Below are 22,811 nucleotides of genomic sequence, written 5' to 3'. Positions count from 1 at the left end.
GGGAGCGCTTTATGTTCAACCCAGCTAACGAAACCCACTTCAGCCTCAAGGTCGAAGACTACGTGGGCGACCTGCAAGTGCTGTCGTTCACCGGCACTGAAGGCATCAGCCAGCCGTTTCGTTTCGACCTCGAACTGGTCAGCGAAAACCCCGATCTGGACCTGGAAAAACTCCTGCACAAGCAGGCGTTCCTCGCATTCGATCCACAAGGGTCAGGCATTCACGGGCAGATCTACCGCGTCGCCCAGGGTGATGCCGGCAAGCGCCTGACCCGCTACAAGGTCTCGCTGGTGCCGCAACTGCAATACCTGCATCACCGCACCAACCAGCGCATCTACCAGCAGATGTCGGCGCCGAAAATCATCGCGCTGATCCTCGACGAACACGGGATCAAGGGTAACGCCTACAGCTTCCAGCTGAGCCAGCCGTGCCCGGATCGCGACTACTGCGTGCAGTACGACGAAACCGACCTGCACTTCGTCCAGCGCCTGTGCGAGGAGGAGGGTATTCACTACCACTTCCAGCACAGCGACAAGGGCCACCTGCTGGTGTTCGGCGACGACCAGACCGTGTTCCCCGACCTCGGCCAGCCGACCGCCTACATACAGGGCAGCGGCATGGTCGCCGAAGAGCCGGTGATCAAAGGCTTCAAACTGCGCCTGGAAACCCGCACCAGCCGCACCACGCGCCGCGATTACGACTTTGAAAAACCACGTCTGCAAATGGAAGCGGCGTACAAACCGGATGGCGAGAGCACTGAACCGGATCTGGAAGACTACGACTACCCGGGCCGCTTCATCGACCGTGCGCGCGGCAAGTTCCTCAGCCAGCGCGCCCTCGAACGCCACCGCGCCGACTACCGCCAGGCCGAAGGTCGCGGCGACCAGACCAAACTGGTCAGCGGCCACTTCATGGCCATGTCCGACCACCCGCGCAGCGAGTGGAACGACCTGTGGCTGCTCACCGAAATCTTCCACGAAGGCAAACAGCCGCAAGTCCTCGAAGAAGGCGTGACCAGCGACACCACCGACAACAAGGACGACTTCCACCAATGCTACCGCAACACCTTCCTCGCCACCCCGTGGGACGTGTTCTACCGCCCGGCTCTCGAACACCCGAAACCGCGGGTGCTCGGCAGCCAGACCGCCATGGTCACCGGCCCCAAAGGCGAAGAAATCCACTGCGACCAATACGGCCGCATCAAAGTCCAGTTCCACTGGGACCGAGAAGGCCTCGCCGACGACAAAACCAGCTGCTGGCTGCGCGTCTCCAGCTCCTGGGCCGGCGACCGCTACGGCGCGATCAGCATCCCGCGCATCGGCATGGAAGTCCTCGTCACCTTCCTCGAAGGCGACCCCGACCAACCCCTCGTCACCGGCTGCCTGTACCACAAGGAAAACCCGGTGCCGTACGCCTTGCCGGCGAACAAAACCCGCAGCGTGTTCAAGACCCTTAGCTCCCCGGGGGGCGGCGGGTACAACGAACTGCGCATCGAAGACAAAAAAGGCGCCGAACAAATCTTCATCCACGCCCAGCGCGACTGGGATGAAAACGTCGAACACGACCAGAAAATCCGCGTCGGGAATGAACGCCACGACACTGTGGTGAAGAACACCTACACCGAGCTGAAGGCCGAAGAACATCGCACCACGATTTCCGATCGCAAGGTTGAAGCGAAGCTGGATGATCACCTGACGATTGGGCAGAACCAGCATGTGAAACTGGGCACGGCACAACTGACCAGCGTGGGGAAAGAGATTCACCTCAAGGCTGGTGACAAGATTGTTATTGAGGCGGGGACGGAGCTGACCATGCTTGGGGGTGGGAGCTTTATCAAGCTCGATGGCGGTGGGGTGACGGTGGTTGGGCCGGTGGTGAAGATCAACGCAGGGGGCTCGCCGGGAGCGGGCACTGGCATCGGGATCAAACCGCCGGTGCTGCCGGGGGCGGCGGATAAGGATAAGGCGGGGAGTTTGATGGATCAGGCGTTGTTGAATGCGCCGCCTGAGAAGGTTAAGCCGAAGGCTTTTTTTGTGTTTTCTGAGTGATGAGTTCGTGATGACAAAGAACAATCGAGTGCGTCAATTCAAGCTGCAATGTCTGGTGCTTTTGGCGTTTGGGTTTTGTTCAGACGCCTTTGCGGCGCAATCTAGCACCGTGCAATGCCCGAGCGACAACTTCGCAGATTTCGTAAAAGAGTTCTCGTCCAAGCCTGAGGTGCAGCAAGCGTTTATCGCCTCGCCCGTGATCGAGCAAAAGGTAGTCTCCACCGAGTCAAAGCCGCGAGTGGTGGAGCGAAAGTCGAGGTTGTTGGACCTTCAATCGTTGGTGATGCTTGCTCCTGACAACATCGCGAAATCTGGGCTGAGCATGCAAGTCCAGCTGCCGAGCAACGTGATTGTTCGCGATTCAAACGGTGAAGTGCTCAAGATCTTCACTTTCAAACATAACGACTGTTGGGTATTGACCCGTGCTGAAGACTGGTCGCTTGAGGCTGTACTTGATGCTCAATACCCGAATTTAAAGGCTTCACCGGGTGAACGCGCACTAAAAAGAGGGGCGATGTATAACCAGCTGGGTATCGATACCGACTCCTCTTCTTCCAGTCAATTGTACATTTCTGCTCTGAATAGTTATTTACATGGGGCAGACCAAGGCTCCGCAGAGGCCGCCTTTGCAGCGGCGGGGATCAGCCTTTCAGGTCAAGCTCCACGGTTGGAAAACGTAAAGATCCTTAAACTACTGGAGTCAGCTGCCAAGAGCGTACCTGAAGCAGGGATTGCCCTTGCTGACTTCTATTGCGATGAAGGCAATTACGAAGAGAAGCGAGCCTGTGTAAATCCAGAAAAGTCATTGGGGGCTCTTGTAAGCTCTGCCCGGCTCGGTTCCCCGAGTGCATTGATTCAACTAGGCGGCGCCTATGAAGCCGGCGCAATCATCCCTAGTGATTTGGCTCGGGCGATGGCGTGTTATCAGGAGGCCGACAAGAAAGGCAATGAGGCAGGTGCTAGAGGCGTCGAACGACTAAGCACCCAAGGCATTACCGCAAATAATTCAATTCATTGCCTTTAAAGCAGGATGCTATTGATGAGTACAGGTCTACTTGAACAGCGCGCGAAATACCCTTATAGCGGATATGAATACGGTTATGGTAAAGGCGGATCTGCGGACGAAGACGGTAATGGTCGGAAGGAAATTGATTGTTCCCACTTACTAAATCTAATGCTCCGTGATGCGGGGTATGACATCCCTTACCGCACTACAAGTCAACTTGCGACAGACACCACGCATTTCGAGTTCATTGCCCTCGACAGCGTTCAGCCGGGTGATATCGCGCTATGGACAGGAATGCACCATACCGGCGTGATTGAGGACATGGACGCTAACCGGGTCAAGGGGAATTTCTTCGGCTCACAGAGTTCGACCGGGCCAAAGTCCGCAAAGTACGGTGCGGGTAGCGGCTACTGGCCGATGCCGAACAAGTACCTCCGGCCGAAGGCGGAGTACAGGACCGGTGCGCAACCGACGCCTGCTCCTGCTCCGGCGCCTGCAGCGACCCCGGCTCCGGCAGGATCACCGCTCATGAGTTTTCAATACCCGTTCAGAAAGGCGGACGGGAAGCAATTCGAGAGCGCCGACGAAATATATAAAGCACTAGAAAAAGAAACATCGGGCCACTATCTCTTGGGCAGTAATAAGTTCTGGCATGGTGGTATTCACATTAGCAATGCCAGTGCCCCTCAATGCATCTTGAACGAACCGATCCGCTGCATGGCTGACGGCGAGGTTGTGGCCTATCGGCTTAACGAAGACTATCTAGAATCTACGTTCGGCGAAAATGAGAAAAAACTGCAGTATTCCAACTCGTTTTGTTTGGTGCGACATGAGTACAAATCTGCGCCAAACCCAGAAGAAGGACCGAATAAAGGCAAACAAAACAAGCTGAACTTCTACAGCTTGTACATGCACCTTCTGCCCTTCAAGCGTTATCCGCTGACTGAGGAAGAAACTCCGAAGCCTCAAGTGACCATGAAGGTAAGTGACTTCAACGCTTACGACGATTTCCCTGAATCCAGTAGCGTTCAGAACGTTGGCAAGCTCGTTGCGGGGACCAAACTTGAAATACTGGATCAAAAGGCCCTAGGCAACGTTACCTATGCGAAAGGGAAAATTCTTTCAGGTAGCGTTAAAAAGAACGGTCACAAAGTTCGCGAGGCTGGAAAGGAGGTCTGGTTCGCATACTTGAAAGACGGAGTACCCTACAAAAACTCCAAACCCGCACGTATATGGCTGGCAGACCCGATCCCGGAGCGTTTAAAGCCAAAATATTGGCAAGGTAAGGTGAAAGGAACCGCGTTGACAAGATTGGATCTTTATCAGGGTCCTATCTCTGCCCAAAATGGGCAAAATGCCGGTGATAAGATTGGCTCGCTGCAACTTAACCCTCAAAGTTCGGTGGAATTTGAAAGCAAAGAGGTACTGAACCTCAATGTTGCAGGGACAATTCGTCGAATGGCGAAATGTACGAGCAGCGGTAGCTTGGCTGGGGAAGGAAGCCTTCCTCCCAGCTTCTGGGCAATTGTGGAAAACGACTTTGTTGCTTGGGATGTAATCCCGAGCAGCTTTGACTCTGTGGAGTCCGCAAGCATTGGAATCAAGGCTGGAGATCCGATTGGCTACCTGGGACTGACTGAAAACCTGACCGGTGAAGATGGCGGTGTAGCGAGTAAGTATCAAGTGCACGTCGAGATATTCACTGCTGAAGCAGACGTAAAAGACTTCCTCAAGAATACGGCTGGGCTGAAGATCGGCAAGCAATATCTGTATTTGCCGGCTGGAGGTGAGCTGAAGAAAAAAGCACCTGCGACGGATAGTACGGTGCTGAAAACGGAACATGCAGTTGATTTGAACAAGACGCCGGTCATCAAAGTGGGTACCGACGATTACTACGATGTGACCGTTACTGACAATGCTCAGGCCGTCAATGGCCTAGTCAAGAAAGTGGGCGCACAAATTATCACTCAGCATGATTGGGAAAAGCTGGGGTTTCAGATCGTCGAAGAAACCAATGCGACAGCGGACGGGTTTCTCGATCCAAAGGACATGCCTGCGTTCTTTCAGGATCTGTTCACGAAGGTCGATAAAGACCAGAGCGGGGACGTCGATCCGGCCGAGTTGGCCGAGGCGTTGAAAAACCCTGATACGCGGTCGCAATGGTCCAAGCTGGTTGCACATCATCCGACGGAGTGGAAAGCGAAAGCAGATGCTCCAAAATGGAGCCGGCTTGATACTGAGCTTGAGCACGCCCCGAAGACACTGAAGCATGAGAAAGAAAGGATCAGCAGCTATGTGTTTTGGGATGAACTGAAAGAAAAGGCTGCTATCAGTACCGACTTGATATGGCATTTCCATTCGATTGCCTTTGTAGCGAATGCGCTGTCGGCCGTTTGTATCCCACTCAGCAAGGCCAAAGAAATCGCACTATTGGTTTCCTCCGGATACGAAGGAAAGAGCAAGTTGGATTATGAGGCACTGGCCGGTAATTTCGATGGTCAAGGTATGTCTTTCGGTGTTATTCAGTGGAACTTCGGGCAGGGCACGTTAGGGCCGGTTCTGCTGGAGATGCGTGGAGCAGATCAAGCCACGTTTGACGGATGTTTTGGTGCCAACATGAATTTCCAGACACTGATGAATTCGTTGAACTCTGCGAATACCGCCGCCCAAATGAGTTGGGCGACGGGAGTAATCGCCAGCAACAATGCAGGATGGAAATCGGCTTTCAAGAAGCTTGGCGAGGTCGAAGCGTTTCAAAAGATTCAGCTGAATCATGCGGCGAAATATAATGAGAATGTGATGTCTTGTATCAAGTTGATGCGCGAATTGGCACCGAATCTGATGGTGAAAATTCAACTGCGTACTTACTGTGCGCTATACGACTTGTGTGTTCAGCAAAATCATCTCGCGAAGGCGGAGCAGCTTATTAGAACCGAGTTCCCTAGTGCTAATATTACTACCCAAAAAGAGCTACTGATTTTTGTTTGTAAAAAACGAGCGGAAAAAGCCTCAGAGGCGTATAGGGCCGATGCCTTCAGTCGCCGGATGGGAATCATTCAGGGGCAAAAGTATACCGCTACAATGAGTGGCAATACTGCCACGCGAGAAAATGGCAATTACGGAATAATCGTAGAGGGTGACATCTGTGAGCTTTAAATTTCGCTGGTTTATTATTTTGATTTTTTTTTCGTCTCCAGCGTGGAGCGAAGGGAAAAAGCTGGCATGCGATCCTGATACCAATATTTGCTCAGTGGCTATTTCTGAGAACTTCTGTGGTTCTGATGGCGTTCCAAAGGCAAAGTTTGATATCAGGAGCCAGAGTTATATATTGAGCTGTGAATGTGACTGTAGCTCTCAGGAAAACACCTTCTGGATTTTGAGTGCTGACGGAAAAGTGCAAACACTTGATGCGAGCAAGATCGTAAGTGGCGTGGATATTATCAAGAATAAATCCGGAGTACCTGACGCTTTCGGTGTGGTTCCTTATTGCCAACCAATTAATGCAAGTGGTCAAAGTCTGGTGTATCTACAGAAAGGTCCTGGCTCTGCGGGGCAACCACAACCATATTGCTATTCAGTGCTTGAACATGATGAAGCGCAGAAATGTGAAAGCGCTGAATGTCTGAGTAAGATAGAAATGGTCTCTGGTGTTGAGAAAAATATAAAAGAAGAACTTTTGGTCGAGTTCAAAAACGCCACGTCGCGCCTTTATAAGGATAAAGCAAGATTTTCTAGCTTTCCGAAACATGATTTTATTGAACGCTACATTGGTGAGTATGGTTACTCTTCTGCCAGCCAACAAGTTTTCAATGACGTAGCATTTTTTTGGCAGCAAGCAGGCTTCAATACCGACGCAATTTGGCTCTTGAAAAAAGTTATTTCAGAAAATCCGAAGCGGACAGTTGCCTATCTTAATCTCGCAGATGCTTATTGGGAGGCGGGTGATAAAACATCCGCAGGAAAGAACTATAAGGTATACACCGATCTCATGAGCGAGAATGGCAAGCAAGCCAAGGTTCCTGATCGGGTTAGGCAGCGTGCTACAACGCAGCAATAGAAGAAGTTGCAGACTACTCTCCTTCTGTTAAGGCTCGCGGGTCATGACTAGGCCTTGGAAACTTTATTGTTTGATGGGACGTTTGCTACGGGGCTTTAATGGATCTGTTCTGCGAGTACATGCATTTCAAAACTTTAGCGTTATCACTGCTGGGCCTGCTGTGGACGATCCCGTCGCTAGCCGAAACCGCTACGTTCAGCCCAACCCAAGGCGTTGAAACAACGCTGGTTCTCAAAGGCTCCACGCTGAACGTCGCGGTTAAAGGCGAAACGCATAACGAGTCGCGGACGGTCGATTTTGAAGCCGTAAACGAACTCCACATGCAGTTCGACGATTTCAATTTCGACGGCGCTCAGGATTTCGCGATCTGGCAGCTTGATGACGGCATGGGTACTTACGACTACTACCGGGTGTTCATTTACCAAGCCAGAATCGGCACCTTCGAAGAATTGCAGCCGGATTGCGGCGATGGATTCGTTAATTTGCGCGTCGACAAAAAGCGTAAAGTGTTGCTCAGCACCTACTGGGAAATGAACATAACCAAGCAATGCGTCACCCGGTTCTCCAAACGCAAAGCCTGAATGACTCAAGGAAGAACACAGTGAAACGGTTTGTTGTGGCGAGCTTAGAGCGAAGGATATGTCTCGGGCGTTAGACTGTTATCAAATGGCGGCTGACAAAGGTAATCAGTTGGGCCTCTTCAAGTGTGGCGATTGGGATCGTCAGGCACCGCGCCGATCAAGGCTAGTCGCTGCATCTGAGTTTTGGGGCATGTTTGATGCGCTTTCGCACGCGTTGAGCCTGAATCCCTCACGCTAAAACGTTTAATGCTTGAGCATCTGACGACTGCGATTTTCCTTTAAACTCCCCACCCCCAAGGAATGCGCTCAGGACACGGAATGCCAGCCCCCTCGATCTCCCTTCGCCCCGCGTTAGTACTCTGGCTATACGCCGCCGCAATCGTGCACATTCTCGCCGGCCTCACCCTGACTTGGGCCGGTCACTCCGGATTACTCGACGGCTATTTGCACACCCTCGAACTCGCATTCTGGGGCGCCGATGCGGTGCCTGCGGCCGGCCGCGAACAACAAGTCTGGTGGCTCGCGCTGTTCGGCGCGACGCTGCAAAGTTATTCGCTGTACATGCTCGCGCTGGTGCACTTGGGCAATCGCTTGAAAGCCCCGGCAGTTTGGGGCTGGTTGATCGCGGGCATCCTGTTATGGGCGCCGCAAGACATGTGGCTCTCGGCGCAACAACAGGTCTGGTCGCACCTGTGGCTTGACGGTTTTGCGCTGCTGATGCTGTTGCCGCCGCTGATCTGGCTGTATCGCCATGACCGCCGGAAGTCTCCTGCAGTAAAGACAACGAGCCTGTCCAACCCGTTTGCCGGCGGCGCTTTCAAGCGCGTACTGATCACCGGCGGCACAGGGTTTATAGGTGAAGCTTTAGTCCACCAGTTACTCGACGCCGGTCATTCAATTAGCGTTCTAACGCGTGATCCGTTGAGCGCCGCCACCTTGTTCAACGGCCGCGTCCGCTGTGTGTATTCCCTCGGCGAACTCAGCCACGACGAAACCTTCGACGTAGTGATCAATCTCGCTGGCGCGCCCGTCGCTGGCCCACGCTGGAGTCCCAAGCGTCAGGCGCAACTGCTCGCCAGTCGAGTCGGCACCACCGAAGCGTTGATGACTTGGTTGAAGAACACCGAGCAAAAACCAAAGCTGTGGATTCAAGCTTCGGCCATCGGCTTCTACGGCGTGCGCGATGCCAGCGAAAGCCTCGATGAACACGCCAGCAAGGGCGACGGTTTCATGGCCGAACTCTGTGCGCGTTGGGAAGCCGCCGCGCAACCGGCCACCGAGTTTGGAGTGCGTCAGGTGGTGCTGCGTCTCGGCGTGGTGTTCGGCCCGGGTGGTGCGCTGACACCGTTGCTAATGCCGTTCCGCCTGGGCTTCGGCGGGCGCATGGGCGATGGTCGGCAGATCATGAGCTGGGTGCACCGCGACGATGTGCTTCAGGTGATCGCAAGGGCTTTCAATGACGACAGTCTGCGCGGCACCTATAACATGGTGGCGCCGGAAACGGTCAGTCAGGCAGCGTTCGCCGAGCAGGCCGGCAAGGTCCTCAAGCGTCCGGTGTGGTTCCACATTCCCGCCGCGCCAGTTCGTGCGCTGGCGGGGGAGATGGCGCAATTGTTCTTCGACGGTCAGCGTGTGGTGCCGCAGCGTTTGAGCGAGGCGGGCTACACGTTCCGCTATCCGACTCTTGACGCCGCGCTGCCCGATCTGGCCTGAGGATCGCCCATGAGCAAGCCCCTGATGTACCTGTTGGCCGGCAACGGCAGCGCCGCCGATTGGTGGGATGACGCGCTGCCGCATTTTCAGCGTTACGAGGTGGTGCCGCTGGAGCTGCCGGGTTTCGGCGCCAACCCGCAGCCGCCCTGCGAGGATCTGGCGGCTTATGCGCAGACCTTGCTGATGATGACGCAAAAGGGCAGCGCGATCATGGCCGTCGGAGTCAACGCGTTGCTGGTGCTGCATGCGCTGCAACGTCGGCCGGGGCACTTCTTCCGCAGCGTTTTGTTGGCGCCAGTCGGTGCGTTTCTATGGCAGCGGCGGTTGCCGGCGCTGATGTCGCCGCTGCCGATTCGCAAGACCATTCACTGGCTGCTGTCGAACAAACCCGCGCTGTTCGCGCGCAAGTTCTCCAACCAGACCTGGACCCCCGCGCAATACCAGCGCATGGGCGCCGGTTATGCGCGCTGCCGTGCGTTCGTTCCGCATTGGGATCTGATTCGTGCCGACACTGCGCTGCCGCTGCTGGAGTGGATCACCGATCCGGTCGAGCTGGTCTGGGGCGATCAGGACGCTGTGCTCGGCATCGAGCAAGCGGCGGCGTGGTCGACGATTCTCGCTCGCGCTGATCTGACTATCAGCCTCAAACCCGGTTGGGGTCATTACCCATGGATCGACTCGCCCGCGCAGTTCGCGCAGTGGCTGGAGTCGGGCGAGCGCGGGTTTGTCGCGCACACCAAGGGCGGGCGTTTGCGCCTGGCTGAACTGGCGCGGCAAGCGGTGCCGGCGGCGCTGACGCTCAACGATTGCAATGATCCGCGTCTGCCAGCATTTCTCGCTGCCCAACCCGACGTGACCTGGGCGGTGCGCTCCTCCAGTTATGGCGAGGATCAGGCCGATTCGGCAAATGCCGGTTTGAGCACAACCTATCTGCGCGAGCCGACCGCCAATGTGTCGAAACGCATCGCCGAACTGACGGCCGAAGGCGTCGAGGAAGTGGTGGTGCAGCGCTTCATCACGCCGGTAGTTTCCGGGATCGCCTTTGTGCGACATCTGTCTGTAGAACTGGAATGGGTTGAAGGCCATCTCGAATCGTTGGCCGACGGTCACGTCAGCCCCTCACGAGCAACGCTTTCGCGGCTAGGTGATGCGTGGCGCAGCGGCACGTTCATGCCGTCCCACGGCTTGACCGAAGACCTGCTGTGGCGCTTTCTGCAAGACGTGTTGCGCGTGTTCCACTACGTGCCCGGCGACGTCGAATGGGCCTGGGACGGCTCGCAACTCTGGCTGCTGCAATACCGGCCGATCAGTGACTACGGCTGGCGCCGGCACCTGACCGCCGCCAACATCGCCGAGATCCTGCCGCCGCAACCGAGCGTGCTGGTCGAGTACGCCCAGCGCCGCGCGGCAGCGAGTATCCCGGCGATCATGGCGCGCTGGGATGCGCGAGTGTTGCAGGACAACGAGCCATTCACTGCTGTGTTCGGCGGTGCTTCCTACATCAACAATGACCTGTTTCTTGCCCGGTTGGCCGACTGGGGCATCAGCGCCAGCAACTATGCAGGTGAAGTCGGCGGCGCGACCCCGCATCTGCCGTGGCAACCACACAAAATGCTGCGTTCGTTGCCGCTGTTTTTGCGTATGCAACGCAAGGCTCGCGGCCATTTGCTGAACCTTGAAAACGGCTTGCAGCGCTTCGATCGGGAGCTTGCCGAACTGGTCGCCCAAGCTGCCGATGGCCAGCAATTAGCAGACTGGTTCACCCGGTTCTACGTGTTCGTGGTGCAAGGCAATCTGTGCATCGCCACGGCACTGGCCAGCAGCGGCGGCGATTGGCTGGGCCGCCCGCCGACCGCGTACGACAATCTGGAAAACAGTCCTCATCGACTGCCGTGGGAAACGGACCCGGCCACCCCTCGACCTGCGTCGAGCGAGCTGCCGCTACAGCCATTCCCGCAATGGTCCGGACTGATCCGCCTCGCGCATTCGACCGGCCTGCCGGGCCTGCGCGGTTACTACCTGCAAGTGCGCGAGTGGTATCGCGACAATCTGATGCGCATCTTCTTCCGTCTGCACCACGCCATGCCCATGGCGGATCGCGAACATTGGTTCGCGCCGCATCCCGACGTGCGCACCCGCGATGGCAGCTTTTGGCAGGACGGTCGCGAAGGTGCGGAGCAAGCGACCGGATTCATGATTTATCCGGGACAAGTGCAAGGCATTCTCGGCGAGGATATTTTGCTCGAAGACACCCTCGATCCGGGGCGGCACGCGCATTACCAAACGGCGCGAGCAGTGATTGCGCGGATGGGTGGGCGGTTGTCGCATGGCTCGACGTTGCTGCGCGAATTGCGAAAGCCGTCGGCGGTGATGCCACAGGTGGATCCGGCGTGGGTGGGGTGTGAGGTGTTGTATCGGGATGCTGAGTTGCAATTGATTAATTCGAAGGATAGGAAGTGAAAACACTATTGTTGCGTATGAACTGGCTGTCACTGGTAGCGGGCAGTCTCTTGGCAATTTCAACCGCCATGGCCTTCGCTGCAGATCCAACCTTCAAGGATTACACCGTCACGCCAGTTTTCAACGGCCCCAACCATAAGCTGGTGCCGCAAGAAAACAGCAGCCCAATGATGGACCAAGCGCGGGCACAAGCCCTGAAAGGCAAGGTCAACTTCGCCGGCCATTACATCCTGCACAGGCTCGGCTGTGGCGGTAGCGCCATTTGCGGCGAAGTGCTGGACGCCCAGACCGGTGAAGTAGTTGGCGGTCTGCCGAATGCTTACGACGGCAGCACGTTCGGTATGGTTTACCAGCCCGACAGCCGCTTGATCATCGTGTCCGGCATCACGCTCGACGGCGAAGAAGATGCGCAGGGGAATGCGTTGGAAAGTGTTAACCGGGATCGTTACTACGAGTTTGTGAACAATGAGTTTCGGCTGCTGAGCATGACCGACGTGAAATCGTCGCCGATGGATGAGGAGTGAGTGGATGAACCGTCTTCTCGCGGGCAGCCTTAAGTGGTTGATGATTGTCATGAGCCTGTCAGCTTCAGCCAATGCCTTGTCTGAAAATATTCAGATCGTGGGGGTTGGCGAGCACTTAGTGACGCTGAAGGAAAAGACATGGGGCAGGCCTGCTGCGGAGTCGGCGGTTGCCTCGTTTACCGCCAATGGAAAAACGTTTCCCCTCTATGTACCCGCGGTGGGTACTGAAACGCATGAGGCTTGGTTAAGTCCCGACAAGAAAACATTGCTCCTCCTTCAGACTCTGTATGGCGTTGTCATTGGCCAAGAGGGTGAAGAAATCTCCACAGAGGAAACTGGTTGCGGGGTCATTTCAATGGAGACCGGTTGCGTGCTCAGTCAACACGTAGCCAAGTTTTGCTACGGCAAGTGGGAGGGCAATCGTTGGATTTCTGGGGAAGAGGATGCGCCTGACCTCGTCATGCAGACGCCGTCTCCAAAGGACTTATTGAAGCAGGTCTCAAATATTGAGATGCCGCAATCTCGCGTGGAAGAACTCGCATTCAATCTTCGGACTATAAGTCCAGAGTCCTATATGGCCTGTCACCCACCGGCGCGGAATGTCCAAGCTTTCAACGACTTGGCTTTCTATTTGGCTGAGGGCGGTAGAGATGAGCTGGCGCTGAAGTTTTATCGCGGCGTTGAGACCGTTGGTAAACGCACAGTGCTGATGTTGAACATCGCCGACTCCCTCTGGCGCCTTGATCGCAAAGATGAAGCGCAACGCTATTACAGCCAGTACCGCGACGCGATGAGCGCCGAAGGTAAGGCGCGAAAAATACCTCAACGTGCAGTTGAGCGCTCCGTCATTCAGGGAATGAAAAATTGAACATGTTTGTGCGTTTTATTGCGTTGAGTATCGGTTTGTTAGTGGGCAATGCTGGCGGCAGGAAGAAGTGATGGATGGAAAAAGTTGTATTCAGGCAGCGATGCGGCGCAGGAAGTTATTCCTTCATAAACCGAGCGGCGCTCCAAGGGTTGGAGTCACGACCAAAAAGCGCAGAAGACTTTCGCTAGTCGCTAATGCCGAAGCTCATGAAAGGGGACTTAATGTCCCCTTTTTTCATCCGCAAATCCCGCTACGACTTGGCCGCCAGGTTCCGCACTTCAATATGGTCGAGCGTCCCTTCCACCATCAATCGCACCCCATCCGCCATTCTGCTCAGGGCCAGTGCAACCGAGCGGCGGGAGCCGTGGAGGTCGTCGGCGAGGTCGCAGGCGATGGTGCTGATGGACAGGAGGTCTTCGGAGGCGTTGGCCATGAGGGCTTCGGCGTCAGTGCCGGGGGTGAGGCTGAAGAGGCCGGTTTCGCGTTTGGGTTGGGATTCGGTGCGCGGTTTGAAGTGGTGGTCGAGGGCGCGTTCGGCGGCTTCGTGGAGTTTTCTTGAATCGACAGATTCGTAGGGCGAGGTGTCCTCAGTGTCGGGTGTCGGGTTGGTCATCGGCGTAAATCCTTTGGAGTTAGAAGAGATTTGCTCCGGATTTCGGACTTGCACATCCGGTCACCGATTTTGCGGCGACACACAGAGGCTATCGACGAACTGCCAACCTGCCTAGTTCATAGGTATCGCGGTACTTTGCAGGAAATTTCCCATAGGTTTGCAGGCCGGGAGATCAAAAGATCGCAGCCTTCGGCAGCTCCTACAGGGATGTGTTTCAACAGATGTAGGACGGTGGGTGCAGAAGTGTGACTTGGTGGTCATCGTGCGGGAAATGGGTTGCATCATCTTCCAATGGCGGTCGATAGTGGCGTTATCGTCTGAATCCCTTACACTGCCCCGGCCGTTCATTTTCCTTTTGAGGCTGTGCGCATGAAATTTCGTTTTCTTCTGTGGATGATGGGTTTGTTGATGGGTAAGGCCAGCCGGACAAATCCTGCGTTCCAGCAGCAGTTGGGTGACAAGGATCTGGTGTTTCAGCTGCAGACCCTGGACGGGAAGGTGGCGCGGTATTTCGTAGTGAAGAATCAGCGCGTTACCAGCAAGTCTGGCGTGGTGGCGGAGCCGGCGTTTGCGATTGCGTTCAAGGATGCGGGTTATGCCTTTGCCACGATGCAGGCCAAGAACAAGCAGCTGGCGTTCATGCAGGGGATTCAGGACAAGTCGATCCAGCTGAAGGGGAATCCGGCGCTGGTGATGTGGTTTCAGGGGTTGATGAAGTATTTGAAGCCGAGGAAGGCCAAGCCTAAGGCTTGAGCCGAGTCTTGATGAGAAGAGCTTTTGTGGCGAGGGAGCTTGCTCCCGCTGGGCTGCGGAGCGGCCCTGAACCCTGAGGCCTTGTTGTGTCAGGCATATCTTGTTGGCTGGTTTTGCGACTGCTGCGCAGTCGGTCGGGGATAAATCCCCTCTCCACAGGTTTTGTGTCAGGCAGGTAGATTGGGGTGGATTCTTCGCGAGCAAGCTCGCTCCCACAGGAGGTCACCGAAACCTTGTGGGAGCGAGCTTGCTCGCGAAGTTTTCAAGCCTGGCTGAATTGCGAAGCTAGCTCACGCAGCAGGACTTCTGCCTCAAGCACTTTGCTGACCACGTCGTTGGCTTTGTCGCGGGTCAGGCCGACGCGTTCGAGCAGGGCGTCGGGGATGTCTTCGTCGGGGCCGGAGCCGATGCCGCGGCTGCGCAGCAGGCGCACGGCCAGGCAGACGAGGTTCGGGTATTCGGCGTAGGCGCCGTCGTAGCTTGGGTCGTGCTGGAAGCGCAGGGCGGTGGCCAGTTCATCGGGCATGTCCCAATAGCGCATCAGCCACGAGCCGATCTGTTCGCGGCTGATGCCCAGCAGGTGCTGCTCGATGTAGCTGTGGCACAGGTGCGGGTTGACCTCCAGGTGGCGGCAGATCAGCGAGAAGTGCGGCGGGAACACGTGGGCCAGCAGCAGGTAACCGAAGTTGTGCAGCAGACCGGCGAGGTAGGTCAGGCCGGCTTCCGGGCGCTGGGCGCGCGGCATGGCGCGGGTCAGGCCTTCGATGACGGCGGCGGTGTAGATCGATTGCTGCCAGTACGGCGTGGTGTGTTGCGGATGGTCCTTCGGCAGGCTCAGGGTCTTGCCGAGGGCCAGGCCCAGCGCGAGGTTGATCACCAGATCGAAACCGAGCACGCGAACGATCGCGTCTTCCACCGAGCGGATCTTGCCCGGCGAAGCGTAGTACGGCGACGCCGCCCAGCTCACCACTTGTGCAGCCAGCGCCGGGTCGGTTTCGACCACGCCGGTGATGTCGTCGATGGTGGCGTTGGGGTCGACGCGCAGCTTGATGATTTTTTGCGCCGTCTCGGCCAGCGGCGGAATCTCGATGGTCGCTTCCAGACGCTGCTGGATCCGGCGTGCAGTGAACGCCTGCACGGCCTGGGTGATTTCCTCACGGTCATCGTCCGGGCGGTCGAGGTTCGGGCGGATGCTGCTCAGGGCTTCGCCGAAGTTGGCGGCGCTGGCCTTGGTCAGCATGCTCTTGAAGGCTTCGCTGGTGATCTCCAGCAGCACGCCCGGCTCGCCGGAGTTGATCAGCAGCTTAGGCTCGCGCAGCAGGCTTTCTTCGTAGAGGCACGGCGAACTGGTCAGCGCCGGCAGGCCCGGCAGCAGGCTCAGGCTGTGTTTGCCGAGCATCTTTTCCAGGCGCTCGGTCGAGACGGCGGTCAGGCGCCGGCCAGTCAGTTCGGCGAGGCGATTGAGGTCGAGCAACTGGCTCTGCGGAAACAGCACCATCAGCGCGCCCACGGCGTCGTCCAGCAGCACGGCTTGTACCTTGCGCGAAGCATTGAGGCCGTGGTGGTCGAGCACTTCTTCGTAGGCGATCCCCAGCTTGCCAAGCAGCAGCCGAATTACAGACGGCGCGTGCGGGAGTTCGGGGGCGAGAGCTGCGTCAGTCATGGTCTGTATCCGTTTTTGAAACAATGGCAGGAGTATAACCAGCTCTGTCGGAACGATCCTTCACAAACTGCGACGGTGCTCACACTTGGCCGTATTGCTGCCCATGGCGCAGCCAGCGGTCGAGCAATGGGCTGACGTGAGTCGGCCAGCGTTCCAGCAGCGCTTGCGCGGCATCGCGTACGGCAGGCAGCAGGTCGGCGTCGCGCATCAGGTCGGCGACCTTGAATTGCAGCAGGCCGGTCTGACGGGTGCCGAGCATTTCGCCGGGGCCGCGCAGTTCGAGGTCTTTTTCAGCGATGACGAAACCGTCGTTGGTCTCGCGCATGATGCCCAGGCGCTGGCGGCCGATTTGCGACAGCGGCGGATGGTAAAGCAGCACGCAGTGGCTGACCGCGCTGCCCCGGCCGACGCGACCGCGCAACTGGTGCAGTTGCGCGAGGCCGAGACGCTCGGGGTTTTCGATGATCATCAGGCTGGCGTTGGGCACGTCGACGCCGACTTCGATCACGGTGGTGGCGACCAGCAGTTGCAGGTTGCCGGCCTTGAATTCGGCCATGACCGCGGCTTTTTCGGCGGGCTTCATGCGCCCGTGGATCAGCCCGACTTTCAGCTCGCCGAGGGCGGCGGTGAGGTCTTCGAAGGTGGTTTCGGCGGCCTGACAGGTCAGCTCTTCCGACTCTTCGATCAGCGTGCACACCCAATAGGCCTGACGCCCTTCGGCGCAGGCGCTGCGCACCCGTTCGATAACTTCGACGCGACGGGTGTCGGTGACCAGCACGGTGTTGACCGGGGTGCGACCGGGCGGCAGTTCGTCGAGGATCGAGGTGTCGAGGTCGGCGTAGGCGCTCATCGCCAGCGTGCGCGGGATCGGCGTGGCGGTCATGATCAGTTGGTGCGGGCACATGCGCCCGCCGACGCCTTTCTGCCGCAGCGCCAAGCGTTGCTGGACGCCGAAGCGGTGTTGTTCGTCGATGATCACCAACGCCAGATTCTTGAATTGCACTTCGTCCTGGAACAGCGCGTGAGTGCCAACCACCATCGGCGTGCCGCTGGCGATCTGTTCCAGCGCGGCGACGCGGTTCTTGCCCTTGAGCTTGCCGGCCAGCCAAGCGACGTCGATGCCCAGCGGTTCGAGCCAGCGCTTGAAGGTGATGAAGTGTTGCTCGGCGAGGATCTCGGTCGGCGCCATCAGTGCGACTTGATAGCCGGCCTCCAGCGCTTGCAGTGCCGCGAGGGCGGCGACCACGGTTTTGCCCGCGCCAACATCGCCCTGAATCAGCCGCAGCATCGGTTCGTGCTGGCTGAGGTCGTAGGCGATTTCGTTGCCGACGCGTTGCTGGGCGCCGGTCGGGTTGAAGCCGAGGTTAGCCAAATACTTCGGCGGCAACTTCGTCGCTTTCGGCATCGCTGGTGCGCGCAGTGAACGCATGCTTTCGCGCAGACGTTGTTGCGACAGTTGATGGGTCAGCAGTTCTTCGAAAGCCAGCCGATGCTGCGCCCAGTGATGACCGAGGGCGAGCTCATCGACATCGGCGTCGGCGGGCGGGTTGTGCAGATAGCGGATCGCATCGGCCAGCGGTGCCAGTTGGTAGTCGCGGGCCAGTTCGGTCGGCAACCAGTCGGGCAGGGTGTTCGGCTTGAGCAGGGTCAGGGTCTGCATGCACAACTGGCGCAGGCGCTGTTGGGTCAGGCCTTCGGTGAGTGGGTAGACCGGGGTCAGGGTTTCATCCACTGGCGGCGGTTCGTCACCGGTGATGGCGCGGTATTCCGGGTGGTAGATTTCCAGCCCCGAAGCGCCGGGCCGTACTTCGCCGTAGCAGCGAATCCGCGTGCCGCGCTTGAGGCCTTCTTTCTGCGCATTGCTGAAATGGTAGAAGCGCAGGCTCAGCCCGCCAGTGCCGTCCTGCATGCGCACAACGAGGCTGCGCCGCCGGCCCATGACCACGTCGGCGCCGCTGACGGTGCCTTCGACCACCGCGTCCTGGCCCGGGCGCAAGTGGCCGATCGGCACCACGCGGGTGCGATCCTGATAACGCAGCGGCAGGTGAAACAGCACGTCCTGGAGATTCTCCAGGCCGACCTTGGCCAGTTTCTCGGCCATGGCTTCGCCGACACCCTTGAGTGCCGTCACCGACACTTGCGACAGCTCGGTCATGACCCTGGCTTAACCGGCCGTGACCGGCGCGGCGGGCTTGGCCACCGAGCACAGGCGAACGGAGTCGGCGAGGATCTCGATGGCTTTCGGCCGCGGGAAGCTGGCGCGCCAGGCAATCGCCACGGTGCGGAATGGCACCGGCGCCGACAGCGGGCGTACTTCGATCACGCCCGGGGCGTAGTGATGGCTGTCCACCGCCGACAGCGGCAGGATCGAAATGCCCAGACCGGACGCGACCATATGGCGGATGGTTTCCAGCGAGCTGGATTCCACCGTGGTGTGCTTGGCGCCGTCGTTGCCCTTGGTCAGGGTCGGGCAGGCTTCCAGCACCTGATCGCGGAAGCAGTGGCCTTCGCCGAGCAGCAGCAGGCTCTTGTCGTTGAGCAGGCCCGGGTCGATGGATTCTTTTTGCGTCCACGGGTGTTGGGCCGGCATCAGGACGTAGAACGGCTCGTCGTACAGCGGCAGGGTCAGCACGTCGGCTTCGTTGAACGGCAGGGCGATGATGATTGCATCGAGCTCGCCGTTGCGCAGTTTGTCGCGCAGCACGTGGGTGAAGTTTTCTTCGATGTACAACGGCATCTGCGGGGCGACCCGGTGCAGTTGCGGAATCAGGTGCGGGAACAGGTATGGCCCGACGGTGTAGATCGCACCGACTTTCAGCGGCGCGGTCAGCTGGTTCTTGCCGGCCTGGGCCAGTTCACGGATGCCTTGCGCTTGCTCCAGCACCTTTTGCGCTTGGGCGACGATGCCTTCGCCAACCGGAGTCAGGCGCACGGCGCTTTTGCTGCGCTCGAAAATCAGCACACCGAGTTCGTCTTCAAGTTTTTTCACGCCCACCGACAGGGTCGGCTGGCTGACGTGACAACGCTCGGCGGCGTGGCCGAAGTGCTGCTCTTGGGCGAGGGTAACGATGTAGCGTAATTCTGTGAGGGTCATAGCGAGCGTCCATGAAGTTGCGGGCCAAGCATAACGGCTGCAATCGATAGACGCACGTTATCAGACTGAGTGAGGAATGCGACACCGGGCAATGTGAGTTTGCCGTTTATGGATGAGCTGAAAAACAAAAGATCGCAGCCTTCGGCAGCTCCTACAGGGGGGCGAATACCTGTAGGAGCTGCCGAAGGCTGCGATCTTTTGATCTTGCTACTTAACGACGACGGTCCAGCGAGTACACAAACGGCGCCACAATTTCGATCGAGCCGTTGTTCAGCATATCGGCCGGCGGCTTGGGCAGCGGTTGTGCGCGACGGATCATTTCCAGGGTGGCCCGATCCAGATCGGCGTTGCCTGAGCGGCCCACCAGTTCGAACGACAACACATTGCCTTCAGCGTCGACGACGAAACGCAGACGGTTCACGCCTTCCTTGCCGCGAGCCTGCGCACTGGCCGGATACTTCTTGTACTTGCCCAAGTGCGCGAGCAGGGTGTTTTGCCAGCTGGCCTTGGCGGCCATTTGTGCGGGCGACGGCCCCGGTGCCGGCTGGGCGGATTTCTCCGTCGGTGCTTGGGTCGGCTGCGTCTCCGCCGGTTTTTCCTCGGAAGGTTTTTCCTTCACCGGCTCCGGTTTTTTCTCCACCGGTTTGGGCGGCTGCGGTTTCGGCTTTGGCTTGGGTTTGGGCTTTGGTACGGCAATTTCGGCCTTCGGTGCTTCAGCCAGTTTCGGAATCGGCAACTCTTCGACCGGGGTCGGTGGCTGCGGCGGTGTGACGACTTTCGGCGGAGCAGGCGGTGGCGGGGTCGGAACCGGTGCCAGCTCGACCATCATTGCCTGCGGCGGCAGTTCGATGGGCGGGCGGGCGGTCCAGTTCAGCGCCAGCGCGATGGCCAGCGCGTGAACGCCCAGCACCACGGCCAGGCTACCGCTGTAACGCGTCAGCTTATGGCGCGTCGTGATCATTTCTTGGCTGCGCTCTCAAGGCCCACCAGACCGACCTTCAGGTAACCGGCCGAGCGCAGTTTATCCATCACGCTCATCAGGTCGCCGTAGTCCACACCCTTGTCGGCCTGGAAGAAGATGGTGGTGTCTTTTTTGCCCTGGGTCTTGGCGTCGAGCGTTGCGCCGAGGGTATCGGCGTTGACTTCGTCGTCGCCAATGTAAAGGCGCTGATCGGCTTTAACGCTGAGGAACACCGGTTTCTCCGGGCGCGGCGCCGGTTTGGCGGTCGAGGCCGGCAGGTCGACTTTGATGTCCACAGTGGCCAGCGGCGCGGCCACCATGAAGATGATCAACAGCACCAGCATCACGTCGATGAACGGCGTGACGTTGATTTCGTGGTTCTCGGCCAGATCGTCGTCTGCGCCTTCTTTCAAATGCAGGCCCATGGCCGATTACCCCACTTTCACCATGTGTGGTTGCGAGCTGCTGCGCTCAGGCTGGTGATCGAGGTCACGGCTGACCAGCAACAGGACCTGCGCCGAAGCGTCGGACACCTGCGCCTTGTAGCCGGCGATGGAGCGGGCGAACACGTTGTAGATCACCACCGCAGGAATCGCAGCAACCAGACCCAACGCGGTGGCCAGCAGCGCTTCGGCGATACCCGGCGCCACGACGGCGAGGTTGGTGGTTTGGGTCTTGGCGATACCGATGAAGCTGTTCATGATGCCCCACACGGTGCCGAACAGGCCGACGAACGGCGCGGTGGAACCGATGGTGGCGAGGACGCCGGTGCCGCTGCTCATGTTGCGGCCACAGGCGGCGACCAGGCGCTCAAGGCGGAAGCTGACGCGCTCCTTGATGCCTTCCTTCTCGCGGCTGTTGACCGACAGGCGCATCTCTTCGAGGGCGTCGTGCACCAGCAGGTTGGCGAGGGTGCCTTCCTTCGCCGCAGTGGCGCTGGCTTCCTTGAGGGTGGCGGCTTTTTTCAGGGCCGCGATTTCACCACGCAGACGCCGCTTGGCGCCCATCAGCTCGAAGCCTTTGGCGATCCAGATGGTCCAGGTGATGATGGAAGCGATGGCCAGGCCGATCATTACGATTTTCACGATGATGTCGGCGTTCTGATACATGCCCCATGGCGACAGGTCGTGGGCCATGCCCAAGGTGTTGTCGGGTTCGAGTACTTCAGGGGTGTCTGCGGGGGCGGCGTCTACTGCCGGCACCGGGTCGGTGGTGGCTGGCGCGGCTGCAGGTGCGTGCTGTTCGGTGGCCGCCGGAGCGGTTGGCGCTTGTGCGTCGGCGAAAGCGGCGGTCGGTGCCAGCATCAGGCTGAGCAGCAGGGCCGCCACTGCGCTGAAGGCGCGAGGTCGTTTGGTTGGCGAAGCGGGGTTTTGATTACGTGTCATGCTGGCCGGACCTGAGGTAGAAAAACGGTAATGCTCTTCCAGGCCTCGTAAGGCCGAGAACAAAAGTGGGGTGCATTATTGCAAGTAATTCTTGTTAACAAAAGTAATAGAGTTTCTTTTTTTCCTTCATTGCTAGCCGTTCGTCCTGTACGAGGGCTAGTCTGTTCCTTTCTTTCGGGAGTTTTTTGATGTCCGCGCCTTCTGTTTTGATTGCCGGTTGTGGTGATGTCGGCAGTCGTCTGGCTACGCAATTGTTGGCCGCCGGCTGGGAGGTGCAGGGTCTGCGCCGTGATGTGTCGCGTTTGCCGGACGGCGTCATCGGCGTCGCTGGTGATTTGTTCAAGGAAGATTGCCCGGAAAACTGGCCATTCGGGGCGGTGGACTATCTGGTGTATTGCGCGGCGGCGACCGATCACGATGAAGCCGGTTACCGCGCTGCCTACGTACAGGGTTTGCAGAATGTGCTGAGCTGGCTGAATGACTTTGGCCAGGTGCCTGAGCGACTGCTGTTCGTGTCCAGCAGCAGCGTGTACGGGCAGCAGGAAGGGGAGTGGGTCGACGAAAATTCAGAGACTGTCGCCAGCGGATACTCCGGGCGACTGATGCTCGAAGCTGAGCAAGTGGCGCTGAACAGCGGCATCCCGGCGAGCATTGTGCGACTGACCGGTATCTACGGCCCGGGACGTGAGTGGCTGCTGACTCAGGTGCGTCGTGGTTATCGGGTGGCGGTCGAGCCGCCGCTGTACGGCAATCGCATCCATGCTGATGACGCGGCGGGGCTGATGGCGTTTCTGCTGCAGGCGGCTCATCAGGGCAAGCCGTTGCAGGATATCTATATTGGTGTGGACGATGCGCCGGCACCGTTGGCCGAAGTGGTCGCCTGGCTGCGGGAGTATCTGGGGGTTACCGAATGGGCTGACGACGCCAGCGTACGCCGCACTGGCAGTAAACGCTGCAGCAATGCTCGTGCGAAGGCGCTGGGCTGGACGCCGAAATACCCGAGTTACCGCGAAGGTTATGCGGCGATTCTTGAAGGCAAGTGCTGACTTTCTAACGCCACAAACCACTGTGGGAGCAACTGTCTT

18 protein-coding genes are annotated in these 22,811 nt (G+C 58.2%); 11 read left to right on the top strand and 7 right to left on the bottom strand.

The genetic code is table 11. The features are described from left to right. Positions 1-11 precede the first annotated feature (11 nt). The 9 genes from OC71_RS16875 (at position 12) to OC71_RS16835 (ending at position 13,257) form a co-directional block, all read left to right on the top strand. The gene (locus OC71_RS16875; protein WP_041071580.1) at positions 12-2,048 is read left to right on the top strand and encodes a type VI secretion system tip protein VgrG; all 2,037 of its coding nucleotides are present in this window, start codon (positions 12-14) and stop codon (positions 2,046-2,048) included. A gap of 10 nt (positions 2,049-2,058) precedes the next feature. Continuing rightward, the gene (locus OC71_RS16870) at positions 2,059-3,072 is read left to right on the top strand and encodes a sel1 repeat family protein (protein WP_052510601.1); all 1,014 of its coding nucleotides are present in this window, start codon (positions 2,059-2,061) and stop codon (positions 3,070-3,072) included. 15 nt (positions 3,073-3,087) lie between these two features. Next, complete coding sequence (locus tag OC71_RS28280; RefSeq protein ID WP_256198925.1) at positions 3,088-6,210, top strand: calcium-binding protein; 3,123 nt, start codon at positions 3,088-3,090, stop codon at positions 6,208-6,210. Then, positions 6,200-7,111: a type IV pilus biogenesis/stability protein PilW gene (locus OC71_RS16860; protein ID WP_041071579.1), complete on the top strand. Its 912-nt coding sequence runs from the start codon at positions 6,200-6,202 to the stop codon at positions 7,109-7,111. The genes OC71_RS28280 and OC71_RS16860 overlap by 11 nt, the downstream gene beginning before the upstream one ends. A gap of 119 nt (positions 7,112-7,230) precedes the next feature. Further along, the gene (locus tag OC71_RS16855) at positions 7,231-7,692 is read left to right on the top strand and encodes a hypothetical protein (RefSeq protein WP_041071688.1); all 462 of its coding nucleotides are present in this window, start codon (positions 7,231-7,233) and stop codon (positions 7,690-7,692) included. A 318-nt stretch (positions 7,693-8,010) separates the two neighbouring features. Then, positions 8,011-9,405, top strand: a complete 1,395-nt coding sequence (locus OC71_RS16850; RefSeq protein WP_084234218.1) for a TIGR01777 family oxidoreductase — start codon at positions 8,011-8,013, stop codon at positions 9,403-9,405. A gap of 9 nt (positions 9,406-9,414) precedes the next feature. After that, positions 9,415-11,865, top strand: a complete 2,451-nt coding sequence (locus OC71_RS16845) for an alpha/beta fold hydrolase (RefSeq protein ID WP_041071578.1) — start codon at positions 9,415-9,417, stop codon at positions 11,863-11,865. Between the two features lie 68 nt (positions 11,866-11,933). Then, entirely contained in the window at positions 11,934-12,389 is a 456-nt protein-coding gene (locus OC71_RS16840; RefSeq protein ID WP_041071682.1) for a hypothetical protein, read from the top strand. A gap of 4 nt (positions 12,390-12,393) precedes the next feature. Beyond that, a complete protein-coding gene (locus OC71_RS16835) occupies positions 12,394-13,257 on the top strand; it encodes a type IV pilus biogenesis/stability protein PilW (RefSeq protein WP_041071577.1) in 864 nt (287 codons plus the stop codon). A gap of 250 nt (positions 13,258-13,507) precedes the next feature. Here the strand turns inward: OC71_RS16835 and OC71_RS16830 are convergent, their stop codons facing one another. Then, complete coding sequence (locus OC71_RS16830; protein ID WP_041071576.1) at positions 13,508-13,870, bottom strand: DUF6124 family protein; 363 nt, start codon at positions 13,868-13,870, stop codon at positions 13,508-13,510. 369 nt (positions 13,871-14,239) lie between these two features. Here OC71_RS16830 and OC71_RS16825 point away from each other — a divergent pair, with 369 nt between their 5' ends. Further along, entirely contained in the window at positions 14,240-14,623 is a 384-nt protein-coding gene (locus OC71_RS16825) for an SCP2 sterol-binding domain-containing protein (RefSeq protein ID WP_041071574.1), read from the top strand. Positions 14,624-14,885: 262 nt separating this feature from the next. Here the strand turns inward: OC71_RS16825 and OC71_RS16820 are convergent, their stop codons facing one another. The 6 genes from OC71_RS16820 to exbB all read right to left on the bottom strand — a co-directional run bounded on the left by OC71_RS16820 (position 14,886) and on the right by exbB (position 21,726). After that, positions 14,886-16,286 (bottom strand): aminoacyl-tRNA deacylase and HDOD domain-containing protein, encoded by a 1,401-nt coding sequence (locus OC71_RS16820; protein WP_041071572.1) that lies wholly within the window; start codon positions 16,284-16,286, stop codon positions 14,886-14,888. 79 nt (positions 16,287-16,365) lie between these two features. Beyond that, positions 16,366-18,441 carry an ATP-dependent DNA helicase RecG gene (gene recG / locus OC71_RS16815; RefSeq protein ID WP_041071570.1) on the bottom strand — a complete coding sequence of 692 codons (2,076 nt, stop codon included), beginning with the start codon at positions 18,439-18,441 and terminating at the stop codon, positions 16,366-16,368. A 9-nt stretch (positions 18,442-18,450) separates the two neighbouring features. Further along, positions 18,451-19,380, bottom strand: coding sequence for a hydrogen peroxide-inducible genes activator (locus tag OC71_RS16810; RefSeq protein ID WP_007962352.1), 930 nt, complete (start codon positions 19,378-19,380; stop codon positions 18,451-18,453). Between the two features lie 211 nt (positions 19,381-19,591). Beyond that, positions 19,592-20,341 carry an energy transducer TonB gene (locus tag OC71_RS16805; RefSeq protein WP_041071568.1) on the bottom strand — a complete coding sequence of 250 codons (750 nt, stop codon included), beginning with the start codon at positions 20,339-20,341 and terminating at the stop codon, positions 19,592-19,594. Next, positions 20,338-20,766 carry a TonB system transport protein ExbD gene (exbD, locus tag OC71_RS16800; protein WP_041071566.1) on the bottom strand — a complete coding sequence of 143 codons (429 nt, stop codon included), beginning with the start codon at positions 20,764-20,766 and terminating at the stop codon, positions 20,338-20,340. Before exbD ends, OC71_RS16805 begins: the two co-directional genes overlap by 4 nt. Before the next feature lie 6 nt (positions 20,767-20,772). Next, entirely contained in the window at positions 20,773-21,726 is a 954-nt protein-coding gene (exbB, locus tag OC71_RS16795) for a tonB-system energizer ExbB (RefSeq protein WP_041071564.1), read from the bottom strand. Between the two features lie 188 nt (positions 21,727-21,914). Between exbB and OC71_RS16790 the strand changes: the two genes are divergently transcribed. Next, complete coding sequence (locus OC71_RS16790) at positions 21,915-22,772, top strand: SDR family oxidoreductase (protein ID WP_041071562.1); 858 nt, start codon at positions 21,915-21,917, stop codon at positions 22,770-22,772. Positions 22,773-22,811: the final 39 nt, after the last annotated feature.

Source organism: Pseudomonas sp. W15Feb9B, from assembly GCF_000828175.1.
Lineage (GTDB): Bacteria > Pseudomonadota > Gammaproteobacteria > Pseudomonadales > Pseudomonadaceae > Aquipseudomonas > Aquipseudomonas parakoreensis.
The sequence above is the reverse complement of the archived record's forward strand: the minus strand, read 5'-3'. Positions and strand labels throughout refer to the sequence as shown.